Below are 24045 nucleotides of genomic sequence, written 5' to 3'. Positions count from 1 at the left end.
TCGAGCGGCGACCCGTGTCAGTGCATCCGCACATCTTCGGGAGACACCCATGTCAACACCCACCATTCACGCATCGGTCACCCTTGACCGCCTCACCTTCACCTGGCCGGACGGCTCCACCGTGCTCGACCGGCTCACCGGCTCATTCGGCAGCGGACGCACCGGCCTGGTCGGACGCAACGGTTCAGGCAAGTCCACCCTGCTGCGCCTGATCGCTGGCGACCTGTCCCCGACATCGGGGTTCATCACCGCCACCGGCGATGTCGCATATCTGCCGCAGCGTCTCACGCTCGACACCGATCGACGAGTCGCCGAGCTTCTCGGCGTCGCGGATGCCCTCGACGGCGTACGTGCCATCACCGCCGGCGACGTCGCACCCGAGCACTTCGACGCCGTCGGCGACGACTGGGACATCGAGGCACGCGCGGAGGTGTCATTGGCAGAGGCAGGTCTTGATCCGTCGTTCCTCGAGCGCAACGTCGGCGAACTCTCCGGTGGCGAAGCGGTACTCGTCGCGATTGCCGGCATCCGTCTTCGGCGAGCGCCGATCACGCTACTGGACGAGCCGACCAATAACCTCGACCGTGACGCCAGAGCGAAGCTCGCCGACATGGTGCGCTCTTGGAAGGGAACCCTGATCGTCGTCAGCCACGACGTGTCATTGCTCGAGCTGATGGAGGACACCGCCGAGCTGTACGCGCACACGCTGAGTGTGTTCGGTGGCCCGTACTCGGCGTGGCGCGCGTGGCTGGATGGCGAGCAGAACGCCGCACGTCAGGCCGAACGCGATGCCAAGCAGACATTTAAAAAGGAAAAGCGTCAGCGGATCGAGGCCGAGACAAAGCTCGCAGGCCGCGCACGTATGGCGAACAAGGCGTTCGTTGAGAAGCGAGTGCCGAAGATCGTCGCTAACGGCCGAAAGATGGCCGCCCAGGTGTCAGCAGGAAAGCTGCGCACCGAGGTCGCGGAGAAAGAGGATGACGCGCGCGCAGCGCTCGACGAGGCCGGTCGGCGGGTGCGCGGTGATGCATCGATGAAGATCGAGCTGCCCGATCCAGGAGTCTCACGTGCTCGCCGCATCGCCACGATCAGCGACAGAGAGTTGTCGTGGGTGATCCAGGGGCCCGAGCGGGTGGCACTGATCGGCCGGAACGGCGTCGGCAAGACGACGCTGCTCCAGCGACTGGTGGCTGATGCCGTTCACAACTCCTCAGAAACGCCGCGGATCGACCCAGATCCGCCGAATCCCCTCCACACTGGCGATTCTTTGGGGAGCTATGAACCGAAAGTGCGGGCGACCTCCCACACCGACCGCATCGGGTACCTGCCGCAGCGGATCGATGGGCTCGACGAATCCCGTTCGGTGGTCGAGAACATCGCCGAGGCTGCGCCGAACATTCCCGAGAAGGAACTACGCAATCGCCTGGCCCGCTTCCTCATTCGAGGCGACACGAGCGATCGCCCGGTAGCCACGCTGTCCGGCGGCGAGCGCTTCCGTGTGGCCCTGGCGAAGTTGCTGTTGGCTGACCCTGCGCCACACCTCGTGGTCTTGGATGAACCGACAAACAATCTCGACCTCGACACGGTCGATCAGCTCGTCGATGCTCTGCGCGCGTACCGCGGTGCGGTGCTGGTCGTGAGCCACGACGACGCCTTCCTCGCGCGGCTCGAGCTTGACCTCACACTGGAGATCGACGAGCAGGGGTTTTGTCGAACGGTCACGCAAGGCAGGATGGGAGCATGAATCCTCTCGTACGACCCCGGCAGGGTCGCGTCATCGCAGGAGTGTGCGCCGCGCTCGCCACACGGTTCGGCGTCACCCCGACGACGGTTCGCGTGATCACGGTGCTTGCCGTGCTGTTCGCCGGATTGTCGCTCTGGGCATACATCCTGCTCTGGGTCATCGTTCCAAGCGAATCCTGATCCGCGGGGCGATCGCCCCGCGATTCGTAATCGGGAGCGGTGAGGACCGCTGGCGATCACAGCTCTCGGAGCCAGGTGTGCCCCGGAATCGTCCGCTCGAGCGTGCGTCGCAGCCAGTCACGACGTGCGGCGTCGAGGAACGGCAGGGTGGCGGCGAAGTCGACCTCATCCTTGGGGCGTTGTCCCTTGGCCTTGTAAAGAAGCTGGATCTCGGGTTGCAGATAGCGGATGCCATCGCGTGCCCAGAGCGCGTCGGCCATCGGCAGACGGATTGTCGAGTCGCGTCTGTAGACCCATTCCTCAGTTCTGCCAGGGCTCAGGAGAATGTCATATTCCCAGGGGTGCGCGGCATCAGGACGGGTCCAGAGCTGCCCGCATCCTTCTGGCAGGAGATCATCGGCGGACGCATTCGGGCGCTCGTCGGCGGCCAGAGGTTTCAACGCGCCAGAGTAGGCGGCCCACACATGCAGGCGTCCGGCGAGATGGCTGCGGAGAAGGGCGAGATCTGCGCGCAACGCTGACGGATCGAGGTCCTCATGATGACGGCTCACTCCGGTGAAGGCCTCGAGTGCCCAGCCTCCGGCGATCCACCAGACGCCTGGATACCCCTCGAACAGACGGGCCGCGTCCGCTGGTGTGCGCGGCGCCCACGTTCCGTAGAGACTCTCGAACGCGGAATCATCCATGAAGCCACGCTACTGGGAATCCAGTGCGCCATCGCGGACGGTCAGAACGGATCCTGCACCGACGAGCCCGATGTCAGTCCCACCCTGGATGATGGAGGGATGGGTGACGCTTCGACAGGCTCGGCGCAACATGTGCTCGACCGTTTTACCCCGGCGACCCAAGACTGGTTCCGGGGTGCGTTCGCCGCGCCGACGAACGCTCAGGTCGGCGCGTGGGAGGCAATTTCGGCTGGAAAGCACGCACTCGTCGTCGCACCGACCGGATCAGGCAAGACCCTGTCGGCGTTCCTCTGGGCCATCGACAGCGTGTTCCGGGAGAAAGCGGATGCCACCGGCCTCGTCGAGTCTGGCCCTGCCAAGCCCGACGCTGCGCGCACGCGCATCCTCTACATCTCGCCCCTGAAGGCGCTCGGCGTCGACGTCGAACGCAACCTGCGCTCCCCGCTCGTCGGTATCGGCCAGTCCGCGCGCCGACTCGGAATCGCGGCCCCGACCGTGACCGTTGGCGTGCGCTCCGGCGACACCACATCCAGTGATCGCCGCAAGCTCGTCACGAACCCGCCCGACATCCTCATCACCACGCCGGAATCGCTCTATCTGATGCTCACCAGCCGCGCTGGCGAGACGCTGCGCGATGTGCACACGGTGATCATCGACGAGGTGCACGCCGTTGCGGCCACAAAACGTGGCGCGCACCTCGCGGTGAGCCTCGAGAGACTCGATTCCCTGCGTCGAGCGGCGCGATCGGATGCCGTGCCCGCACAGCGCATCGGCCTCTCAGCGACCGTGCGCCCCATCGACGAAGTGGCACGTTTCCTCGGTGGATCGGCGCCCGTCGAGATCGTGGCACCGCGAGCGTCGAAGACGTTCGAACTGAGCGTGGTCGTTCCGATGGACGACATGTCCAATCCGCCGCCTCCACCGGGCGCAGCATCCACGAACGATGACCCGGCTGAATATACAGAGGTGACCGGGTCGGTCTGGCCGCACGTCGAAGAGGCGATCGTCGACCGCATCCTCGAGAACAACTCCACAATCGTGTTCGCGAACTCGCGGCGTCTTGCCGAGCGCCTCACCGGCAGGCTCAATGAGATCTACTCAGAGCGCATCGGAGCCCCCCTCCCGGTGTCGACAGCCGCACCCGCTCAAATGATGGCTCAGGCGGGCGCAACCGCTGGCGCCGATCCTGTGCTCGCCAAAGCCCACCACGGCTCCGTTTCCAAGGAGCAGCGTGCACTCGTCGAAGAAGAGCTGAAATCCGGCATCCTGCGCTGCGTCGTCGCGACCAGCAGTCTCGAACTCGGCATCGACATGGGAGCGGTCGACCTCGTCATCCAGGTCGAGGCGCCTCCGTCCGCGGCATCCGGTCTGCAACGCGTCGGCCGGGCGGGGCACCAGGTCGGCGAAATCAGTCGGGCGGCGCTCTTCCCGAAGCATCGCGGCGACGTGCTGCACACCGCGATCGTGACCGAGCGGATGCTGGCAGGCAAGATCGAAGCAATCGCCGTGCCGCGCAATCCGCTCGATATCCTTGCGCAGCAGACCGTCGCAGCCTGCGCGCTCGCGCCGATCAGTGTCGAGGAATGGTTCGACACGGTCAGGCGGTCGGCGCCGTTCCAGGCGTTGCCCCGCTCGGCCTATGAAGCCACGCTCGATCTGTTGGCCGGCCGATTCCCCTCTGACGAGTTCGCCGAGTTGCGTCCGCGCCTGGTCTGGGACCGGGATGCCGGAACGCTGACCGGCAGGCCAGGCGCTCAGCGGATCGCCGTGACCAGTGGCGGCACGATCCCCGACCGCGGGCTGTTCGCTGTTTTCGTCGCCGGCGAGGGTGCAGGACGGCGCGTCGGCGAACTCGATGAGGAGATGGTCTACGAGTCGCGCGTCGGCGACGTCTTCACGCTCGGCACAACGAGTTGGCGCATCGCCGAGATCACACACGACCGCGTAAACGTGCTCCCCGCGTACGGGCAGCCGGGAAAAGTGCCGTTCTGGCACGGCGACGGCATCGGCCGGCCCTACGAACTCGGCGAGGCGCTCGGTGCGTTCTCCCGGGAGGTGTCTGCCGCCACTCCGGAGAAGGCGGCGCAGCGACTGATTGAAGCCGGTCTCGACGAGCAGGCACGCATGAACCTTCTCGCGCATCTGCACGAACAACGAGAAGCCACCGGCACCCTCCCGACCGACCGCACGCTCACCGTCGAGCGTGGTCGTGACGAGGTCGGTGACTGGCGAGTCATCTTGCATTCCCCATATGGCATGAAGGTGCACGCGCCCTGGGCGCTAGCGGTCAACGCACGAGTCCGCGAGCGCCTCGGCGTCGAAGGATCGGCGGTCGCAAGCGACGACGGCATCATCGTTCGGATTCCGGATGCTGACGCCGAACCGCCGGGTGCTGAACTGTTCGTGTTCGACGCTGACGAGATCGAGCATCTCGTCACAGAAGAGGTCGGCGGGTCAGCGCTGTTCGCCTCGCGCTTCCGCGAGTGCGCAGCGCGCGCACTGCTGATGCCGCGAATGAACCCGAACAAGCGCACACCGCTCTGGCAGCAGCGACAGCGCTCGGCGCAGCTGTTGGAAGTGGCGCGCCGGCATCCAACTTTCCCTGTGATCCTCGAGACGCTGCGCGAAGTACTGCAGGACGTTTACGATCTCCCGTCGCTGCGCCGTCTCACGACCGCGATCGCCGAGCGCAAGGTCAGGCTCGTCGAGACAGAACCAGCGCAGCCCTCGCCGTACGCGCGCGATCTGCTCTTCGGATACGTCGGCGCCTTCATGTACGAGGGCGACTCGCCGCTGGCCGAACGCCGGGCCGCGGCCCTGTCGGTGGATCCAGCCCTGCTCGGCGAGTTGCTGGGCACGGTCGAGCTGCGCGAACTGCTCGACCCCGATGTGCTTGCGCAGTTCGAGCGCGAAGCCCAACGCCTCGACCCGGAGCGCCGAGTGCGCGGCCTCGAGGGCGTTGCCGACCTGATCCGAATGCTGGGGCCGATGGATGCGGGCGAGGTCGCCGCGCGGCTGGAAGTGCCCGCCGACGCTTCGGCGCACCTCGACGCCCTGGTCGCTGCACGCCGGGCGATCCCGGTGACGATCGCCGGCGCTCCACGTGTCGCCGCGATCGAAGATGCCGGCCGCCTGCGCGACGCCCTCGGGGTGGCGCTGCCCACCGGCATACCCGTTGCCTTCCTTGAGCCCCTCACTGATCCGCTCGGCGACCTGGTCGCTCGCCATGCCCGCACGCACGGACCGTTCACGACGGATGCCGTCGCCACCCGGTTCGGAATCGGCGCCGCCGTCGCGCGTCACACTCTGCAGCGGCTTGAGCACGCCGGACGCGTAACGAGCGGGTTCTTCCTGCCGGAGGCATCCGGAAGCGGGTCAGAGAACGAGTGGTGCGACACCGAAGTCCTGCGCCGTCTGCGGATGCGGTCGCTCGCCGCCATCCGCGGCAGCGTCGAACCCGTCGCCCCCGAGGCATACGCCCGATTCTTGCCCGACTGGCAGCACCTGACCCGTCCACTCGAGGGCGTCGACGGTGTACTTGCGGTGATCGAGCAGTTCGCCGGCGTGCCGATCCCGGCGAGCGCCTGGGAGTCGCTGGTGTTGCCCTCCCGCGTACGCGACTACTCCCCCGCGCTGTTGGACGAACTCACCGCAAGCGGCGAGGTGGTGTGGGCGGGACAAGGGACTCTGCCCGGCCGCGACGGATGGGTGTCACTGCATCCGGTGGATCTCGCGCCGTTCACCCTGCCAGAGCCCAGCACTCTCGGTGATGCGATCGCCGACGACTCACTCGAAGGACGCCTGTTGGAGGCTCTCAGCACAGGCGGCGCCTCGTTTGCCGCTCACCTGCGCGAGCGCGTTGGTGCCGAGAACGAACAATCAGTGCTCGACGCACTGTGGACACTCACCTGGTCGGGACGCGTCACGAACGACACGTTCTCACCGGTACGCCAGCTGCTTGCCGGAGGATCGCAGGCACACAAGTCCGTACGGCGCGCACCACGCACTCGCACGTTCCGTGGCGTGTCGTTCACCGGGCAGACCCCACCGCGGCCGACGATCAGCGGCGGACGGTGGTCGGTGCTCCCTTCCACAGGCTCGGTGAGCGATCCCGCGGATGCCGCGCGGCGCGCGACCGTCACTGCCGGCCTTCTGCTGGATCGCTATGGCGTCGTCACGCGCGGCGCTGTGCAGGCCGAGGGTGTGCCTGGCGGCTTCGCTCAGGCCTATCGAATCCTCGCCGGTTTCGAGCAGGCGGGCCACTGCCGCCGCGGCTACGTGATCGAGAAGCTCGGTGCGGCACAGTTCGCGGCATCCGCCACTGTCGATCGGCTGCGTACCTTCGCGAACCTTGCCGATCCGGCACCGCTGCGTGCCATCACGCTCGCAGCGACCGACCCCGCGAACCCCTACGGTGCTGCCCTCGGCTGGCCACGCCGCGAGGGCGTCTCGCACCGACCCGGTCGCAAAGCCGGCGGGCTCGTCGTGCTCGTCGACGGCGCACTCGTGCTCTACCTCGAACGCGGCGGCCGCACCGTGTTGGCATTCGACGATGATCCAGAGGTGCTGCGTGCCGCGGCATCCGACCTTGCCGCCACGTCTCGTGCGCGCAGGCTCGAGACGCTCACCGTGGAAAAGGTCAACGGCGAGCCGATCTATGGCACCCTGTTCGCCAGCGTGCTGCAGGAAGCGGGTTTCGTACCGACTCCCCGCGGCTTCACCCTGCGCAAGGTGATCTAGACGAATGGATACGCTGTAGCCATGTTGCGTGAGTTCGGGATCGGCGTCGGCACCCTGTTGAAGGGCTTCCAGATGTGGAAGACCCACACCAAGCTCATGCTGCTGGGGCTCATCCCCGCATTCATCGCGTGGGCCGTGCTGCTGGCTGCACTCGTTCCACTGGGGTTCACCCTCGGACCGATCACCGACTGGGCGACGCCCTTTGCCGACGGCTGGGTCAGCCCCTGGCGTGAAACACTGCGCGTCGGGCTCGGCATCGTCATCTTCATCGCGGCGCTCGCACTCGCCGGCGCAGTGTTCACCGCCCTCACCCTCACGATCGGCGACCCGTTCTACCAACGCATCTGGCGCGGCGTCGAGCGGTCGCTCGGCGGTGATGAACCCACCGGAAAGACCGGGTTCTGGACCACCATCGGCGAGGGCATTCGGCTGGTAGTGCTCGGCATCCTGGTGGCGCTGCTCATCCTCGTGATCGGGTTCTTCCCGCTCGTCGGCGGTGTGCTCGCATCAGTCACCGGCGTTGTCCTCTCCGGCCGCCTCCTCGCCAGGGAACTCACCAGTCGCGCCTTCGACGCCCGAGGAATCACGACCTATACCCGCTCCGAATTGCTCGGCGCCGGACGCGCCAGGGTCATCGGCTTCGGCGTCGCAACCCAGCTGTGCTTCCTGATCCCCCTCGGCGCGATCGTGACGATGCCTGCGGCGGTCGCTGGGTCGACCATCCTCGCGCGAGCACTCACCGAGCGGGCCGCCGCAGAAGCAGTAGCGTCCGGCCCGTCTCCCCATGCGTGAGACGACCACCTATGCCTGAGACGACCAGCTATGCCTGAGACGACGACCACCCATGCCTGAGGGCGACACCGTCTATCGCACCGCGCGACGCCTTCATGACGCGCTCGCGGGGCACGAGGTCACCCGATTCGATCTGCGCGTCCCCGAGTTCGCAATCGCCGATCTGACCGGCGCCACCATTCTTGGCTGCGCTCCCCGCGGCAAACATCTGCTGCTGCGCATCGGCGATCACACTCTTCATTCTCATCTGCGCATGGACGGCGCCTGGCACCTCTATCGCCAGGGCGAGAAGTGGCGGCATCCGGCATTCAAAGTCCGCGCGATCGTCGGAATCGCAGAGCGTGACGCCGTCGGCGTCGACATCGCCGAGATCGAACTCCTTCCTACTCGCGACGAAGGCCGCCTGGTCGACTATCTGGGCCCCGATCCCCTCTCCGAGGATTGGGATGCCGCGGAAGCTGCCCGTCGCGTGAGCGCCGATTCGCGCAGCATCCATGTCGCCCTGCTCGACCAGCGCAATGTCGCCGGCTTCGGCAACGTGTATGCCGCCGAACTCCTCTTCCTGCGCGGAATCCTGCCGACGACGCCCGCCGCCGAGGTCGACACGCCAGCGCTCGTCGATCTCGGCGCACGCACGATCCGCGCCAACCGCGATCGACCGGAACGTACCTTCACCGGCCTCGCACGCCCCGGTCAGAACACCTGGGTGTACGGGCGCGTGAACCGCGCGTGCCGCCGGTGTGGCGCACGGATCCGGCGCGGTGAACAGGGTGCAGATCCCACCCGAGAACGCATCACCTTCTGGTGCCCGTCGTGTCAGAGCTGAGCAGCATCCCGATTCGGGAATGAAACGGGCCTTCCCGCGGTTGTTCATATATCCGGAGGTGTCCGGGAACGGAGGAATCTTGGGTAAGAACTACATCGACATCGAGAACGACCAGGGTACGACGTTGCGTTACCGCAAGCACGTCAATGGTCGCGGCCTAGTAGCGCACGGCGCGAAGGTGCATCCAAAGGCTGTCGTAGAAACCGGCGCCTATGTCGAACCTGGTGCGCGCATCGGCGCGGGAGCAATACTCGCACGCGGCGCATGGATCGAACCGGATGCCACGATCGGCGAAAACGCGTACATTGACGCGCACGCGCACATCGGTCAGGGTGCAGCCGTCGGCGACGGCGCACATATCGGCGTCCGCACCGAGATCGGTGCAGGCGCACTCATCGCTCGCGGCGCACGCATCGGTGATGACGAGATCGTCGCCGCCGGGCTCCGCATCACCACCGACTTCAAGGGCCTCTGGCTGGCCGCCTGACACGGCGCCACCCAACCAACAACGACCCACCAACTAACAAGACCACGCCGAGACGACAGCAATGCGTCTCGGCGTGGTTTTGTATTCTCGGGCTACTTGAGCGCGCGGCGAATCAAGATCGAGGCGCTCTCGACGACCACAACCATTCCGATGATGACGAGGACATACGCGAGCACCTCGTCGAAATGACGCCCCTGCAGAGCGTTCATCAGAAGGAAACCGATACCGCCGGCACCGACGATGCCGAGCAGCGTCGCGGACCGGATGTTCTGCTCGAGCAAGTACATCAGGTGACTCACCAGCGCAGGCACAGACATCGGAACAGTGGATGCAAAGAACACCTGAGCCCGCGTCCCTCCGGCAGCCGCAAGCGCACGCTCCGGGCCGTTCGGCACTTCCTCCATCGAGTCGCCGATCAGCTTCGCGAGCAGACCGACGCCGCCGATTCCGAGCGCGAGCGCACCGGCCTGAGGACCGATGCCAGCGGCAATGATGAACAGGATCGCGACGACGAGGTCGGGGATCGCGCGGATGAAAAGCGTGATGCCGCGGAATATGTTGCGCACCCAGCTGTTCGGCGCGACGTTACGTGCAGACAGCGGGCCGACGACAGCCGAGATGATCGTGGCCATCAGGGTCGCTGCGAACGCGATCTGAATCGTCGTCATGACGGCGGCGAGCACGTCCGCCCAGCTCTTGCTGCCGAAGTGCGGCGGCCAGATGGCACGGTCGCGCTCCGGGTTCACGATCTCGTCCCATGCAGGGGTGAACATCTTCGACACGTCGGGCGCCGCATAGACGAAAGCCCCGACGACGACCAGGATCCCGATCCACACCCACATGGTGTTGCCGACCCGCTCGCGATTCCAGGGGCGATGCATCGCCGCTTCGATCCGAGCGTTGCGGTCCTGCGTCTTGGCTTCGATGGCCGTCGCCGATCGGACGTCGCCGGAGCCCCTGCGAGAGACGGCGCGGGCTACCGTGTCGCCAATGCCCTTGCCCGTCGGACGAACGCCCAGCAGACGCGTGCGCAGCAGCGACGAGACAATCTCGAAGACCACACACAGCGCAATGATGATGACCACGATGGGGATGACGCGACGCATGCCTGCGGGCCCACCGTGCAGAGCGCCATCGAGCTCATAGCCGATGCCGATGACACCGACAACGCCGAGGATCACGGTTCCACGCAGGTTGATGTCGGCGCGGTGCAGCGTCACGGCCACCCATGCCGGCAGCACCTGCGGCACGACTCCTGACCAGAACTCCTGCGACTTCGATCCGCCGGCAGAGCGGATTGCGAGCCGCGGGCCCTCGTCGACTTGCTCGATCGCGTCGGCGAACATCTTCGAGATCATTCCGACCGAATGGAGTCCGATCGCGATGATCGCGGGGAGCGTCCCTGAGTTGAACCAGAGAAACGCGAAGATGACGACGAACACGACGTCCGGAATCGCGCGCGCAATGACGCCCACGCCGCGGCACAGTGCCAGAACAGCGATGTGGGGCGTGGTGTTGCGTGCGGCACCATATGCGACCGGGATCGAAAGCACCGCGGCGAGCGCGGTACCCGCGATGACCAGGGCGAGAGTAATGACGATCGTGAGGAACATCTGCCAGATCGGCTCGAACCCGACCCAGGTGGTCGTGAAGACGGTCGTGCCGTCTGACTGGCGCTCACCGGTGACGTCCCAACCCGGCCACTGCATGGGTGTGGCCATCGCAAGGAAGCGATTGATGTTGCCCCTGGTGATCTCCATGCTCTTGATGCTGTAGTCGAGCGCGACGAAAGACCACACGCCGATACCGAGAATCGCGATGATCGTGCCGTAGGAGACGATCGTCGAGAGCCGAGGAGCCGGGCGCTGTACCAGCGTTATGCGGGGAGCAAGCGCGGTCATGCAGGTTCCTCGTTAGCGAAGTCCTCGGCGAGACGCTCGCGGGCGGCCCGCTGCTCTTCCCGAATTCGGATCTGCTCACGCGCTTCGGCGAGCTCGTTTTCCAGCGCATCCATCTCGCTCGTGGTGGTGGCAACCCTGCCGTAGATCTCCATGACTTCTTCGCGTGTGAGGTCGTCTGTACGAGTATCGAGCACTACCGTGCCGCCGCGCAGTCCGATGATGCGGTCGCCCCAGCTCAGCGCGAGGTCGACCTGGTGGAGCGAGCAGAGGACGGTCAGCGAACGTTCGGCCGCGATCTCTCGAATAAGTGCCATGACCTGGCCGCTCGACTCGGGGTCGAGGGAGGCGACAGGTTCGTCGGCGAGCAGAATCTCGGGGTCCTGCATCAGCGCGCGGGCGATCGCGACGCGCTGCTGCTGACCGCCGGAGAGGGTGTCTGCGCGCTGGTAGGCGAGGTCAAGAAGCCCGACCCGCTCGAGATGACCGAGCGCTTTTTCGCGCATCGTGCGCGGGTACGTCAAGATGCCGACGCGAGGGCCGCGCAACGACGAGAGCCCGCCGGTCAGCACGTTCTCCAACACGCTCAGTGCGCCGACGAGCTCGAACTGCTGAAAGATGAATCCGATACGGCCGCGCAGCGCGCGAAGCGCAGGCCCGCGCAGCTGTGGAACTGCCTCCCCCAGGGAGACAACCGATCCCGCTGTGGGAGTTTCCAGCCCATTGACGTGGCGCAGCAGCGTCGACTTTCCTGAGCCGGAGAGCCCGAGCAGCACCACGATCTCTCCAGGATTGACGGCCAGCGACACCCCCGAAAGTGCCGGCTGCGCGGCTCCGGGGTATGTCTTTCCCAAATCCGTGATCTGGACGGCGGGGGTGTCGCTGGTCGTCATTTCAAATGCTCCTGAATTTTCCGTGCGTGAGGTGGACGAGGATCAGACCTGGCAGGCCTCGACCTCGTCTGCGATCTCGTCGCACAGCGTGCGGATGAGGTCGTAGTACTCGTCATCGACGGCACCGAAGCCGAACCAGCCATCGGTCAGGAACTCGTTGAGCTCAACGCCAGCGTCAGTCAGCGAGGACTGGGTGCTGTCGGCGAGTGCCTCGAAGAGCTGGTCCTTGACGTCCTGCGGCAGTGCCGCCTGGAGAACGATCGGAGCGGCCGGCACCTGTACGCGCTCGACCTCGACGAGCTCGCCGGACTCGATCAGCGGGTCAGCGTCGATGTCCTGGGCGAAGCCGACCTGGCAGTCAACACCCTCGGCGACCTTCTTCGCGTTGAGGTCATGCTCCTCGCCGAAGAGACGGTTGTCCTCTGCGACGGTGACGCCGGCACCCAGCAGGCCGCCCATGGGCACGGCGAAGCCGGAGGTGGAAGTCGGGTTGACGAAGCAGACCGGCTGGTCGGCGAAGTCCTCGAGCGAGGTCGCGTCAGATGCGGGGTTCTTCACTGCAACCGAGAAGTAGCCGGGCTCTGCGCCCTCCTGGGTGATCTGCGCGCCGATGGGCTCGATCTCTGCGCCGGCGTTCTGTGCCTGGTAGTAGGTGAACGCCGAGATCTGCGCGATGTCGATCTGGTCAGCGGCGAGGCCCTGCACCACTGCGGTGTAGTCGGTCGCCTGGAAGAGCTCGACCTCCTTGCCGGTGATCTCGGCGATCCAGTCCGCGATGGGCTGGGCGTCCTGGTCGGCACCCTCGTGGTCGGGGAGAACGGCGAAGACAAGCTTGTCCGCGCTGCCGGAGGCGAACGTGCCTTCCGTCGTCGCGGCGTCAGTGCTACCGGTGTCTCCATCGGTCGCGGAGTCTGCAGGCTCTGCGGCGCAGGCTGCGAGCCCGAAGGCGAGGGTGAGGCCGGCGGCGATCGCGAGACCGCGCTTGACTGGTGACTGCATTAGGAGGAACCTTTCGAAGGTGCTGGTGCAGGTATCTGATCGGCGGGACAGCCGACGAAGAGAGCTAAGACCGAGCCGACGACGTATGCGGGGCGAACTCCTGACGCCTCCGTGAACGAAAAGTGAATTCCCGAAGCGCGAGTACCCTGAATCCATGGCACATTCCGGTAAATCTCGACAACGCGCATCGATGGGTGGGCCTGTCGGAGCGAAGAAGTACCAGCAGACGAAACCGGCAAAGACTGCGAAGAAGCCCGCGCCGGCACCGAGGCCCGAACCGGCACCTGCACCGGAGCCGCGCGTCTTCCGCCTCGGCGCCGTTCCAGGGGCGACACCGGGCAAATGGATCGACACGTGGAACCGGCGGATGCCACACGTCACTCTGGAACTCACACCCATCGACAGGGCGACCCAGCGCGAATCCATCGACGAGTTGGATGCCGCCCTCGTTCGCCTGCCTCTCCTCGACGAGAGCCTGCACCTGATCGCGCTCTATGACGAGATGCCGGTGGTCGTGGCATCCATCGAGTCCCATCTGCTGGTGGCGGATGAACTCGATCCTTCCGATCTAGCCGGAGAAGTACTGATCACGCCGCTCGATGATGTGCTCGGGCCCTTGGATATTCCCGGCATCCTGACCCCGAACTTCGCCCCTCTCGACACCACCGGAGAGGCAATCGCCACGGCAGCATCCGGCACCGGCATTGTGATCGTGCCGATGTCACTCGCCCGCATGCACCAGCGCAAGGATGCCGACTACCGCCCGCTTCGCGGAGGGCCGAGTTCCACCGTGGCCATCGCGTGGCCGCGCGATCGCACGACAGAAGACGTCGAGACCTTCGTCGGGATCGTCCGCGGACGCACCGCGAACTCCTCACGCTGAGCGACGGTAGGTTATCTGCATGGCCTCGCTTCTCTACGTCTGCGTGCGTCCTGAGCGCGGCGCCGCCGAGGCCGAGCACGCATCATTCCAACGTGGGCTCGGTGTCGCTGATCTTGATCAGCTCGACCTCCTCGCGGATCCCCTCACCGATGAAGTGCTCGCCCGGCACGACGGAATCGTCATCGGCGGATCGCCATTCAATGTGACGGATGCCGCGAAGACACCGTTGCAGGAGCGGGTCGAGGCCGATCTCGCGCGCATCGCCGCGCGCTCGCTCGCCGGAGAGACCGCCACCTTGTTCACCTGCTTCGGCATCGGCATCGTCACGCGGATGCTCGGCGGCGCGCTGACGCTGGCCCACCCCGAATCCACCAGAGCTACTGCGATCAGCACGACCGATGCCGCGGCATCCGATCCGGTCTTCGGTCCGAGTGCGCCGACATTGAATGTCTTCACAGCGCACAAGGAGAGTGCGGTGGCCGTGCCACCCGGCGCCACGCTGCTCGCGACAAACGAGGACTGCCCTGTGCAGGCGTACCGCGTAGGTGAACGGCTGTATGCGACGCAGTTTCACCCCGAACCCAGCCCGCAGGATTTCGCCGACCGGATGACGTTCTACCGCAACAACGGATACTTCGACGCTGCCGAGTTCGACGCCGTGGAAGCAGAAATCCTCGCCGCCCAGGGTGTGGGCGGCGAGGATCTGTTGCGCAGGTTCGCGCTGACTTTCGGGTAGCGCTGGCTTACGCCGCCTGGAGCACGGCCACCTTCACGATGAGACCGTTCTCGTCTGCGTCCAGTCGTACTACGCCACCATCATCGAGGGCACCGCTGACCAGCAGATCGGCGATGCGGTCATCGACCTCGCGCTGGATCAGCCGGCGCAGCGGACGAGCACCGAACTCTGGCTCGTAGCCGTGCTCGCCGAGCCATGTCACGGCAGCATCCGTCACGTCGAGGCGCATGTCGCGCTCGGCGAGACGAGCTGAGGTCGCCCCCAACAGCAGATGCACAATGGGGGCCAGCTCATCTTGAGTCAGCTTCTGGAACAGCACGATCTCGTCGATGCGGTTGAGGAACTCGGGCCGCATCGCCTCACGAAGTTTGCCCATGACGCGATCACGCAGATCCTTCATCGACGCGAAGCCGTTTGCTGCGGCATCCTGCGAAGAGACGAATCCGAGCGCACCGGAGCGCGACGCGAGGAACTCCGACCCGATGTTCGAGGTCATCACGATCACCGTGTTGCGGAAATCGACCGTGCGACCCTGCCCATCAGTGAGGCGTCCGTCGTCGAGCACCTGCAGCAGCAGGTTGAACACGTCAGGGTGTGCCTTCTCGATCTCGTCGAACAGCACGATCGAATACGGGTTGCGCCGCACCCGCTCGGTGAGCTGCCCTGCTTCGTCGTAGCCGACGTATCCGGGAGGAGCACCGACGAGCCGCGACACGGTGTGCCGCTCGCCGAACTCGCTCATGTCGAACCGGATCACCGCAGACTCATCGTCGAACAGCCGATCGGCGAGTGCCTTCGCCAGCTCGGTCTTGCCGACGCCGGTCGGACCGAGGAACAGGAACGATCCGACGGGACGCCGCGCGTCACCCATGCCAGTGCGGTTGCGCCGCACGGCGCGCGCAACAGCCGCGACCGCGTCATCCTGTCCGATCACCCGCGCGTGAAGCTCGCTCTCAAGGTCGGCGAGGCGCTCTCGCTCGCCCTCTGTCAGACGGCTGACCGGAATGCCGGTCGCCCGCGCGATCACCTCGGCGATCTCACGCTCGTCGACGATCGTCTCAGCAGCAGCCGATGCTCCCGCAGCGGCCATATCGATCTGGGACTGGGTCAGGGCGATCTCATCGCGCAGTTGCAACGCCTCCTCGTAGTGCTCGGTGGCGACGGCGTCGTTCTTGCGCACCTCGAGATCGGCGAGCTCGGTCACGAGCGCTGAGGTGTCGACGGGGAGGCCCAGCTTCAGGCGCAGTCGGGCGCCGGCCTGGTCGATCAGGTCGATCGCCTTGTCCGGCAGAACCCGGTCTGGAAGGTAGCGGGCACTCATGGTGACGGCGGCGCGCATCGCGGCATCCGTATAGGTCACCCGGTGGTGATCCTGGTAGGCGTCCTTCAGCCCATCGAGAATGCGTACAGCGTCTTCGATACCGGGCTCGTCCACCTTCACTGGCTGGAAGCGACGCTCCAACGCCGGGTCCTTCTCGATCTGGCGGTACTCCTTGAGCGTCGTCGCGCCGATCATGTGCAGGTCTCCGCGAGCGAGACGCGGCTTGAGGATGTTGCCCGCGTCCATGCCACCCTCGCCGGATCCACCTGCTCCGACGACGGTGTGCACCTCGTCGATGAACACGATCACGGTGTCTTTGTGCGCGGCGATCTCATCCATGGTCTTGGTCAGACGCTCTTCGAAGTCGCCTCGGTAGCGGGTGCCAGCGAGCATGCCTGGGAGGTCGAGCGTGATCACGCGACGCCCCTCGAGTTGCGCGGGAACAGTGCCGTCAACGATCGCCTGCGCGATTCCGTCGACGATCGCCGTCTTGCCGACGCCAGCCTCGCCGATCAGCACGGGGTTGTTCTTCGTGCGCCGGCTGAGGATCTCGATGGTCTGTTCGACCTCTTCGGCGCGGCCGATCACCGGATCGAGCTCGCCGGCGCGGGCGCGGGCAGTCAGATCGATACCGTATTTGTCGAGCATGGGCGAAGCGGATGCTCCGGTCTCGGTGTCGTCCGTGTCGCCGCCGACGGGCGCGGTCACGTGCTCACGTGCAGACTCGGTGAGGGCATCTGCCGTCACGCCGACCTGTGCGAGCACCTGACCTGCTGGCACATCCTGGCCCAGCACGAGCGCGAAGAAGAGGTGCACAGGTTCGATGTACGTCGCACCGGACGAGCGTGCCACCTGATACGCGTGGAAGAGCGCGCGACTTGCACTCGGTGTGATCGTCGCGGCCTCCGCTGCAGCGCGTTCAGCGGGCAGCGGCAGTCGGGTCTCGACAGACTCGATGATCTGTTGCGGGGTCACACCGATGCGTTCGATCGCCTGGGTGACGGCGTCATCCTCGACAATCTTCCGCAGAACGTGCAGGGCATCAAGCTCGGTCTGTCCGCGCTCCAGCGCGAAACGGCCGGCGCTCTGCAGGATCTGCTGCGTGCGCGCGGTGAGGAATCGGCTGAGGTCGATCGAACGGGTCTGACGGGCTCGATCGCCCGCAAGGTAGCGCGCGAGGAACTCATCGAACGAGTTCGCGCCGGCATCGCTGAAGTCGTTGGGCATTGCATCCTCCTGAAAGTTGAGTGTACTTCGCTCAACTTCAACGCATTCGGAGCCCGAGTATTCCTGGAGGTTCTCAAAAAGCCATTCTTGGGGGCTCTCAAAGATCGCGGATAAGGGCGATCCGCTCGCGAAGATACGCATCCAGCGGCATGTACGCGCCGGTGTTCGACCAGCGCACCTGCGGCACACCGTCCACCGTTGCGAGCGGGCCGGAAGAGCCGCCGGCATCCACGGTATCCACATCGATGACCGACCATCCGATGTGCGCGACTTCGCCCTCGGCGAAGCCACCGCGTAGCGCCATATGTCGGCGCGCGGCGCGCTCGCGCGCCGACTCTGCCGTGTAGCCGCGGCGCCCTGGGTCTGCGGCGCGCAGCACCTCGGCCGTGGCCAGCACATCGTCATCGGTGAGCAGGAGCACACCGATGTGCCAGGCCTCCCCGATCCGCACGATTCGATCACCACGCCATCGCGATGAACGTTCCTCGCCGAGGCCTTCCTTGGGCACGCCGACCAGTGCCGTACGTGCGGCCACCAGGAGCTTAGAAGCGGTCACAGCTCTCCCTGCGGCCGGTCGTGCTCGACAGCATCCAGTCGTTCGCGATCCCCTCGAAGTGTCATCGCGATCAACGGATAGATCAACACCGACAGCATCCCCGCACCGACCAGTGCTGCAGCGATCGCCGAGTCCAGGATCTTCTCGTTCACGCCGATCGCGGTCACAGCCACGATAATCGGCAGGCCGGTAGCCGCCATCAGGGCGATCGATGTGCGCTCCTTGACGTCGGCGCCCACGGGTGCCGAGAGCTGCGCGGCACTGCCACGAATCACGAGCAGGGCAATCAAGAACAGCGGCACCAAGGCGAGGGCGAGAGGTGACGCGGTGAGAGATGCGAGATCGAAGGTGACGCCGGTGTACAGGAAGAAAATCGGCACGAGGAAACCGAATGCGATCGCCTCAACCTTGCTCTCGATCGCTTCGGCGTCCAGCTTCGGCGCCCGCGCCATGATGATGCGCCAGACCGCCCCTGCGACAAACGCGCCGAGCAACATATCGAGATCGAGAAAGACGCTGAGCCCCACCAGCAAGGCGATGAGCATCAGCACGAACCGCACGCCGAACTGATCAGAGGTGTGCAACGTGGCCCTGACGAGCTGGTGCAGACGCCCGTGCGGTGCGCGATGGGCGATGAACACCACGAGAGCGGCGAGGACCACGAATGTCAGCAGGATCGCGGTCGCGATCGGAGCCGTGCGTGTGCTGAGGAAGATCGAGATCGCAATCAGCGGCAGAAACTCCCCCACCGCGCCGATCGCGGTGATGACCTTCCCGAAGGGCGTGCCGAGCTCCCGTGCGTCGCGAAGAATCGGCATGAGCGTGCCCAGGGCCGTCGAGCTGAGCGCAATGCCGATCACGACCATTCCTTCGTCCGGCGCAATCAGGAATCCGACTCCGATGCCGAGCACCAGGCTGAGCAGCCATCCGAGAGAGGCGCGTACCAGCGGTCGACCGGCGACAGCGCGGAAGTCGATCTCGGTGCCCGCCACGAAGAACAGCACCGCGAGTCCGAAGTCGCTGAGTTTGTCGAGCACGACGCCCGGTTCCACCCAGCCGAGCACGGCGGGACCGACCAGGATGCCAAGGACGAGCTCGAACACGATGATGGGCACGCGCAACACCGGGCGGATGCCGCGGGCCAGCAAGGGCGCAGCGACCGCCAGCAGTGGTACCAGCACTAGCCCTAGCTCGCTCGCATTCATTCGCTCAGAGTATCGACACCACAGCCGGGCCGCTCGATTCGCCACCCTCCGGCGAACGGGGCAGAATCGACACAGACCTTTACAAGGAGCATCCATGTCCCAGACCGATACCGCACGTCTGCTCATCGCCTGCGATGACCAGCCCGGAATCGTCGCCGCCGTCGCCAATGTCCTGGCCGAGCACGGCGCGAACATCATTTCACTCGATCAGCACTCGACGGATGCCGAAGACGGACGCTTCTTCCAGCGCACAGTGATCCACCTTCCCGGTCTCTCCGCTGCGCGCCCGGCACTGGAAGCTTCACTCAGCACGGTCGCCGAGCGATTCCGCATGGAGTGGTCACTGCACGACACCTCGCTCCGCAAGCGGGTCGCGATCTTCGTCTCAAAGTATGACCACTGCCTGATGGAACTGTTGTGGCGCACGCAGCGCGGCCAGCTCGACATCGACATCACGATGGTCGTATCGAACCACGCCGATCTCGCCGAATCCGTGCGCACTTTCGGTGTACCGTTCGTGCACATCCCGTCTGGCGACAAGGTCGCCATGGAGCAGCGTCAGCTCGAGCTTCTGCAGGGCAACGTCGACCTCGTCGTTCTCGCCCGCTACATGCAGATCCTCACCGACGACTTCATCGAGAAGGTCGGAGCGCCGGTGATCAACATCCACCACTCGTTCCTGCCAGCCTTCATCGGTGCAAACCCGTACGCCCGCGCCAAGGATCGCGGCGTGAAGCTGATCGGCGCAACCGCGCACTATGCGACGGCCGACCTCGACGAGGGTCCGATCATCGAGCAGGACGTCACACGCGCAACGCACTCCGATTCTGCTGCTGACCTGCAGAGCCGCGGCGCCGATGTCGAACGTCTGGTGCTCGCTCGCGCAGTGCAGTGGCACGCAGAGGACCGCGTGATCGTGCACGGGAAGTCGACCGTCATCCTCTAGGGCGGATCTAGGGCGGGTCTCAGTTCACGACGTCGACTGCGAGCCCACGGGATGCCGCAGCGAGTCGCTTGTCGTTGGTCCAGAGCGCATCGCAGCCACTCAGCTGGGCCGCGGCGAGATGCAGCGCATCCGGCGTCTTCAGCCCGAAGTCAGCACGCACTTCTGCGGCTCGAATGAATGCCGCAGCGTCGAGAGGGACGCGCTCGAGCCGCTCGAACATCGCAAGATAGCGATCTTTGAGTTCGACGTTCTTCTCCCGCAACGGCACGACCAGGCATTCGTGAAGTGCGAGATCGCTCGATCCGACAGGCGTTTCCAATTCGCGCAGCGCTGCGCGCACAGCATCCCCTCGGGAACCGTGGTCTTCCAGCGCATAGATCAGGATGCAGGAATCCAGGTAGATCATTCCCAGGCATCCCTCGCTTCAGCGATCTGGGCATCCAGTTCGCCGCTGGTTCGCAAGAGTCGCGAAGGCACCGGGTTGGCCTCGATCCATTCGACCAATGCCGCGCCGTTCATGATCAGATCGACCGGACCGATCGGAACGAGTCGCGCCACCGGAGCGCCTCGCTTCGTGATCACCACGTCCTCGCCGGATTGCGACTCGGCGATCAACCGCGACAAATTGTTCCTCGCATCGAGAACATTGTGCTGAACCATCTAGCCATTATAGCCAGGTTCCTAGCCAGATTGAAGGATGCCCGAATCAGGAACATGTCCCCAGATCAGGAGTTTTCTGCAGGTTCGTCCTGATCTCGGGAGGAGTTCCTGATTTCGGCAGGGGGTGGCGCGCCTTATAGCCCTGCCACCAACTCGGCGAACACCTCGTCCGCGGCATCCCAGCGCGCCAGCGGCGCCGCCTGCCCGAGCCACAGGGACTGCAGCTCGCCGAGGTTCTGCTCCCCCGCGGCGACGCGAAAGCGCCCCGTGAGCCAGTTTTGCATCGGGAACGGCGCAATCGTTCCGCTCGCCTCGATCGCCCGCACGGCGCGGTTGCGGCCGCCGCGCGCCAGGCGTCCGCTCATCGCCTTGGTGAGCACGCTCTCATCGGCCGCCGTCTGCCGGATCGCTGCGCGGTGGGCATCGTTCGCCGCAGACTCGCGCGTCGCCAGGAACGCAGTGCCCACCTGAACACCGGATGCCCCGAGCGCACGCGCCGCGGCCACACCGCGCCGGTCGGCAATGCCTCCGGCCGCGATCACGGGGACCCGGACGGCATCCACGACCTGCGGCACAAGCGCGAACGTGCCGACGAGGGACTCCTCGGGCGCACGCAGGAAAGACACGCGGTGCCCGGCCGCCTCGGCGCCGCTGGCGATCACGACATCGACGCCGCCCGCCTCGAGAGCGACCGCTTCGGCCACCGTCGTGGCGGTGCCGATGACCTGGATGCCGCGGCGATGTGCCTCCTCGACAACCTCAGCCGACGGAACCCCGTACACGACGCTGAGCACGGCAGGTGCGGCATCCCAGATCGCATCCAACTGTTCCTCAAGCGACGGCATATAGCGCTCCGGGCGCGAGGGGACCTCAACCCCCACCGCCTCGTAGAACGGCTCCAACGCCTGAGCGAACACGGTGTGCTGCGCGCCGGGCTCGACCTCATCGCCGGTCGGCAGCCAGATGTTCAACGCGAATGGCAGGGAAGTAGCCTCGCGCAGCGCGGTTACCGTCGAGCGAATCCGCGCACCGTCGTATCCATACAGTCCATAGGCTCCCAGACCGCCGGCATCACTCACCGCAGCCGTCAACGCGACGGACGAGAGGCCGCCGAAAGCACCGAGGAGAATTGGATGACGGATGCCGAGAAGCTCACGCAGATCGCTCATGCTCTCGAGGCTACGCCTCAGCCGGCCGCTGATACTGTCTATGACATGGTGGACACATTCGAGCAGCTCATGCGGCTCATGCTGTCTGCGCTCGGGCTGATCAACATGCCCGATCTCGCCTCGCTCGATCTTGCTGCGCTGACCCTGTCCGTCGCGCTGCTCGCAGTCGTGACGCTCGTCGTCGCCTACACGTTCGGCATCGTGCAGCCGGGTCAGGGTTCATCGCCGCATCCGCTGCGCGCCATAGATCTGTCCGTCCTACTGTCTCAGAGCGATCCGGATGCTGCGGGCCACCCGCGTCCGCGGGCCCCGGGAGTCGCCTCCGCCGTGTAACCGTCCGAACGAGTCGGGAACACGGCATCAGGCCGACCTTCCCGACACTTCGAACGGACACTCTTTTGGACATCTATGCCTTCGGGCCCATCGCGGCGATCCTCGACGCCGCGTACGGCGCCCTCACCGGACTCGCAAACCTGCTCGAGCCCTTTACCGCAACGGCGTCCGCTGCGGCAGCCGTCATCCTCGTTACCCTGCTCGTGCGCGCCATCCTCATCCCGGTGGGAATCTCCCAGGCCAAGGCCGAACAGACCAGAGCGCGGCTGGCGCCGAAGCTGCGCGAACTGCAGAAACGGCACAAGAAGAACCCAGAGCGCCTGCAGCGCGAGACGATGCAGCTCTACAAAGACGAGAACACCTCGCCGTTCGCCGGCTGTCTGCCCGTGCTGCTGCAAGCGCCAGTCGTAGGCATCCTCTACACGCTGTTCCTGCGCACCGATATCTCCGGCCACCCGAACGAGCTGTTGACGCACGACCTGTTTGGCGCGACGCTCGGCACGAGCCTGGTCTCGATGGTATTCACCGGCCCGTTCTCGCTGTCGACGCTCCTCGTCTCCGGCGCGTTGATCGCGATCATGATCGTGGTTGCCGAGATCACACGCCGCGTGTTCCGGCCGGTGGCCGTCGACGACTCTCCAATGTCCTCACCAGGGATGCTGCGCATGATGAGCGTGCTGCACTACATGACCGCCGTGTTCGCGGTGTTCGTACCGCTGGCTGCGGGGCTCTATCTCACGATCACTGTGACCTGGACGCTCGTTCAGCGGATGATCCTGCGGCGGCGCTACCCACTGACTGACACGGCGCCGGTCACGGTGTCGCCGGCTCGCTGAGCGGCGGATCACCCGGGTCGCCCAGAGTCGGATCATCTCGCCGTCTTCGGGTGCCAACCAAACTGACCCCGACACTAGCGGTGACCACGAACACGATCGCCAGCACACGCAATCCACTCGCATGCTGACCAAGCACGAGCCAGCCGGCAAGCGTCGCCGTCGCCGGCTCAAGACTGAGCAGGATGCCGAAGACGCGCTGCGGCATCCGCCTGAGCGCCGACAGCTCCAAGGTGTACGGGATGATCGAGCCCAGCAGGGAGGTGAGCAACACGAGAACCAGGAGCATGGGGTCGGCGGACACGATAATCGCCGCAGGGATGCCGAAAGGCAGCATCAGCACCGAGGCGACGACGAAGCCGATGGCGAGCGCACCTCGACCGGGGATGATCGCGCCCGCATGGGCTGTGGCACGGATATAGAACGCCCAGAACGCCGCAGCGATCAGCGCGAAACCCACCCCGATCATGTCAAGCGGGGCTTCGCCGAGCATCCCGTCGATCCCGAGCAGCGCGATGCCTGCGACCGCGAGCACCAGCCAGCCGGTGTCGACCAAACGCCTGGTCAGCAACGCCGACAGTACGAGCGGTCCGAGAAACTCGATCGCGACCGCGGGTCCGAGTGGAATGCGCTCGATCGCCGCGTAGAACGCACCGTTCATGCCGCCCAAGGCGATGCCGAAGATGATTGCGGCGCGCCACTGCCGTCGTTCCCAGCGCCGCACCGCAGGGCGCACCGCCACGATCATTACGATCGCAGCGATGCTCAGTCGCAACGCCGTCACACCCCATGCACCGAGCGTGGGGAACAGTTGCACCGCCACCGCCGCGCCGAACGAGAGCGAGATACACGAGGCGAACACCATGGCGGCACCGATAACGGGACGCGAGGGTGCAGACGAGGTCATGCTTCCAGTCTGCAGCGTGAAAGTT

General features: G+C 65.6%; 22 protein-coding genes. 11 read left to right on the top strand and 11 right to left on the bottom strand.

Annotation, left to right across the window (positions count from 1 at the left end):
- Nucleotides 1–49: 49 nt before the first annotated feature.
- Together AC1C2Q_RS12745 and AC1C2Q_RS12740 are read left to right on the top strand one after the other, a co-directional pair.
- Nucleotides 50–1744: an ABC-F family ATP-binding cassette domain-containing protein gene (locus tag AC1C2Q_RS12745; RefSeq protein WP_495450411.1), complete on the top strand. Its 1695-nt coding sequence runs from the start codon at nt 50–52 to the stop codon at nt 1742–1744.
- Nucleotides 1741–1923 carry a PspC domain-containing protein gene (locus tag AC1C2Q_RS12740; RefSeq protein ID WP_495450410.1) on the top strand — a complete coding sequence of 61 codons (183 nt, stop codon included), beginning with the start codon at nt 1741–1743 and terminating at the stop codon, nt 1921–1923. The genes AC1C2Q_RS12745 and AC1C2Q_RS12740 overlap by 4 nt, the downstream gene beginning before the upstream one ends.
- Nucleotides 1924–1979: 56 nt before the next feature.
- Here AC1C2Q_RS12740 and AC1C2Q_RS12735 read toward each other — a convergent pair whose 3' ends face one another.
- Nucleotides 1980–2609 (bottom strand): hypothetical protein, encoded by a 630-nt coding sequence (locus tag AC1C2Q_RS12735; protein ID WP_495450409.1) that lies wholly within the window; start codon nt 2607–2609, stop codon nt 1980–1982.
- Nucleotides 2610–2708: 99 nt separating this feature from the next.
- On the opposite strand from AC1C2Q_RS12735, the gene AC1C2Q_RS12730 reads away from it, so the two are divergent.
- The 4 genes from AC1C2Q_RS12730 to AC1C2Q_RS12715 all read left to right on the top strand — a co-directional run bounded on the left by AC1C2Q_RS12730 (nt 2709) and on the right by AC1C2Q_RS12715 (nt 9454).
- A complete protein-coding gene (locus AC1C2Q_RS12730; protein WP_495450408.1) occupies nt 2709–7349 on the top strand; it encodes an ATP-dependent helicase in 4641 nt (1546 codons plus the stop codon).
- Between the two features lie 21 nt (nt 7350–7370).
- Nucleotides 7371–8141: an EI24 domain-containing protein gene (locus AC1C2Q_RS12725; RefSeq protein ID WP_495450407.1), complete on the top strand. Its 771-nt coding sequence runs from the start codon at nt 7371–7373 to the stop codon at nt 8139–8141.
- A gap of 52 nt (nt 8142–8193) precedes the next feature.
- Entirely contained in the window at nt 8194–8967 is a 774-nt protein-coding gene (locus AC1C2Q_RS12720; RefSeq protein WP_495431451.1) for a DNA-formamidopyrimidine glycosylase family protein, read from the top strand.
- 79 nt (nt 8968–9046) lie between these two features.
- Nucleotides 9047–9454: a DapH/DapD/GlmU-related protein gene (locus AC1C2Q_RS12715; RefSeq protein WP_495431450.1), complete on the top strand. Its 408-nt coding sequence runs from the start codon at nt 9047–9049 to the stop codon at nt 9452–9454.
- 92 nt (nt 9455–9546) lie between these two features.
- Here AC1C2Q_RS12715 and AC1C2Q_RS12710 read toward each other — a convergent pair whose 3' ends face one another.
- The 3 genes from AC1C2Q_RS12710 to AC1C2Q_RS12700 are packed head-to-tail and all read right to left on the bottom strand — an operon-like array spanning nt 9547 to nt 13244.
- Complete coding sequence (locus AC1C2Q_RS12710) at nt 9547–11355, bottom strand: PhnE/PtxC family ABC transporter permease (protein WP_495450406.1); 1809 nt, start codon at nt 11353–11355, stop codon at nt 9547–9549.
- Complete coding sequence (gene phnC / locus AC1C2Q_RS12705; RefSeq protein WP_495450405.1) at nt 11352–12245, bottom strand: phosphonate ABC transporter ATP-binding protein; 894 nt, start codon at nt 12243–12245, stop codon at nt 11352–11354. Before phnC ends, AC1C2Q_RS12710 begins: the two co-directional genes overlap by 4 nt.
- Nucleotides 12246–12287: 42 nt before the next feature.
- Nucleotides 12288–13244, bottom strand: a complete 957-nt coding sequence (locus AC1C2Q_RS12700; RefSeq protein WP_495450404.1) for a PhnD/SsuA/transferrin family substrate-binding protein — start codon at nt 13242–13244, stop codon at nt 12288–12290.
- A 154-nt stretch (nt 13245–13398) separates the two neighbouring features.
- Here AC1C2Q_RS12700 and AC1C2Q_RS12695 point away from each other — a divergent pair, with 154 nt between their 5' ends.
- A complete protein-coding gene (locus AC1C2Q_RS12695; protein WP_495450403.1) occupies nt 13399–14127 on the top strand; it encodes a LysR substrate-binding domain-containing protein in 729 nt (242 codons plus the stop codon).
- 19 nt (nt 14128–14146) lie between these two features.
- Entirely contained in the window at nt 14147–14863 is a 717-nt protein-coding gene (locus tag AC1C2Q_RS12690; RefSeq protein WP_495450402.1) for a glutamine amidotransferase-related protein, read from the top strand.
- Between the two features lie 7 nt (nt 14864–14870).
- Here AC1C2Q_RS12690 and AC1C2Q_RS12685 read toward each other — a convergent pair whose 3' ends face one another.
- The 3 genes from AC1C2Q_RS12685 to AC1C2Q_RS12675 form a co-directional block, all read right to left on the bottom strand.
- Entirely contained in the window at nt 14871–17411 is a 2541-nt protein-coding gene (locus AC1C2Q_RS12685) for an ATP-dependent Clp protease ATP-binding subunit (RefSeq protein WP_495450401.1), read from the bottom strand.
- A 97-nt stretch (nt 17412–17508) separates the two neighbouring features.
- Nucleotides 17509–17967 (bottom strand): glutaminase, encoded by a 459-nt coding sequence (locus AC1C2Q_RS12680; protein WP_495450400.1) that lies wholly within the window; start codon nt 17965–17967, stop codon nt 17509–17511.
- Complete coding sequence (locus tag AC1C2Q_RS12675; RefSeq protein WP_495450399.1) at nt 17964–19172, bottom strand: cation:proton antiporter; 1209 nt, start codon at nt 19170–19172, stop codon at nt 17964–17966. The genes AC1C2Q_RS12680 and AC1C2Q_RS12675 overlap by 4 nt, the downstream gene beginning before the upstream one ends.
- Before the next feature lie 94 nt (nt 19173–19266).
- Here AC1C2Q_RS12675 and purU point away from each other — a divergent pair, with 94 nt between their 5' ends.
- Nucleotides 19267–20118: a formyltetrahydrofolate deformylase gene (gene purU / locus AC1C2Q_RS12670; RefSeq protein WP_495431441.1), complete on the top strand. Its 852-nt coding sequence runs from the start codon at nt 19267–19269 to the stop codon at nt 20116–20118.
- A 19-nt stretch (nt 20119–20137) separates the two neighbouring features.
- On the opposite strand, the gene AC1C2Q_RS12665 is transcribed toward purU, so the two are convergent.
- From AC1C2Q_RS12665 to AC1C2Q_RS12655, 3 genes are all read right to left on the bottom strand, one after another.
- Nucleotides 20138–20524: a type II toxin-antitoxin system VapC family toxin gene (locus AC1C2Q_RS12665; RefSeq protein ID WP_495431440.1), complete on the bottom strand. Its 387-nt coding sequence runs from the start codon at nt 20522–20524 to the stop codon at nt 20138–20140.
- Nucleotides 20521–20778: a type II toxin-antitoxin system Phd/YefM family antitoxin gene (locus AC1C2Q_RS12660; RefSeq protein WP_495450398.1), complete on the bottom strand. Its 258-nt coding sequence runs from the start codon at nt 20776–20778 to the stop codon at nt 20521–20523. Before AC1C2Q_RS12660 ends, AC1C2Q_RS12665 begins: the two co-directional genes overlap by 4 nt.
- A gap of 134 nt (nt 20779–20912) precedes the next feature.
- Nucleotides 20913–21947, bottom strand: a complete 1035-nt coding sequence (locus tag AC1C2Q_RS12655) for an NAD(P)H-dependent flavin oxidoreductase (protein ID WP_495450397.1) — start codon at nt 21945–21947, stop codon at nt 20913–20915.
- Here AC1C2Q_RS12655 and AC1C2Q_RS12650 point away from each other — a divergent pair.
- Together AC1C2Q_RS12650 and AC1C2Q_RS12645 are read left to right on the top strand one after the other, a co-directional pair.
- Entirely contained in the window at nt 21912–22280 is a 369-nt protein-coding gene (locus AC1C2Q_RS12650) for a DUF6412 domain-containing protein (RefSeq protein WP_495431437.1), read from the top strand. The genes AC1C2Q_RS12655 and AC1C2Q_RS12650 overlap by 36 nt on opposite strands.
- 65 nt (nt 22281–22345) lie before the next feature.
- Nucleotides 22346–23116, top strand: coding sequence for a YidC/Oxa1 family membrane protein insertase (locus AC1C2Q_RS12645; RefSeq protein ID WP_495450396.1), 771 nt, complete (start codon nt 22346–22348; stop codon nt 23114–23116).
- Here the strand turns inward: AC1C2Q_RS12645 and AC1C2Q_RS12640 are convergent.
- Nucleotides 23094–24020 carry an EamA family transporter gene (locus AC1C2Q_RS12640; protein WP_495450395.1) on the bottom strand — a complete coding sequence of 309 codons (927 nt, stop codon included), beginning with the start codon at nt 24018–24020 and terminating at the stop codon, nt 23094–23096. The genes AC1C2Q_RS12645 and AC1C2Q_RS12640 overlap by 23 nt on opposite strands.
- Between the last annotated feature and the right edge of the window lie 25 nt (nt 24021–24045).

The sequence above is a fragment of the Microbacterium sp. Y356 genome, from assembly GCF_059445355.1.
This window is presented reverse-complemented; position numbering and strand designations above follow the sequence as displayed.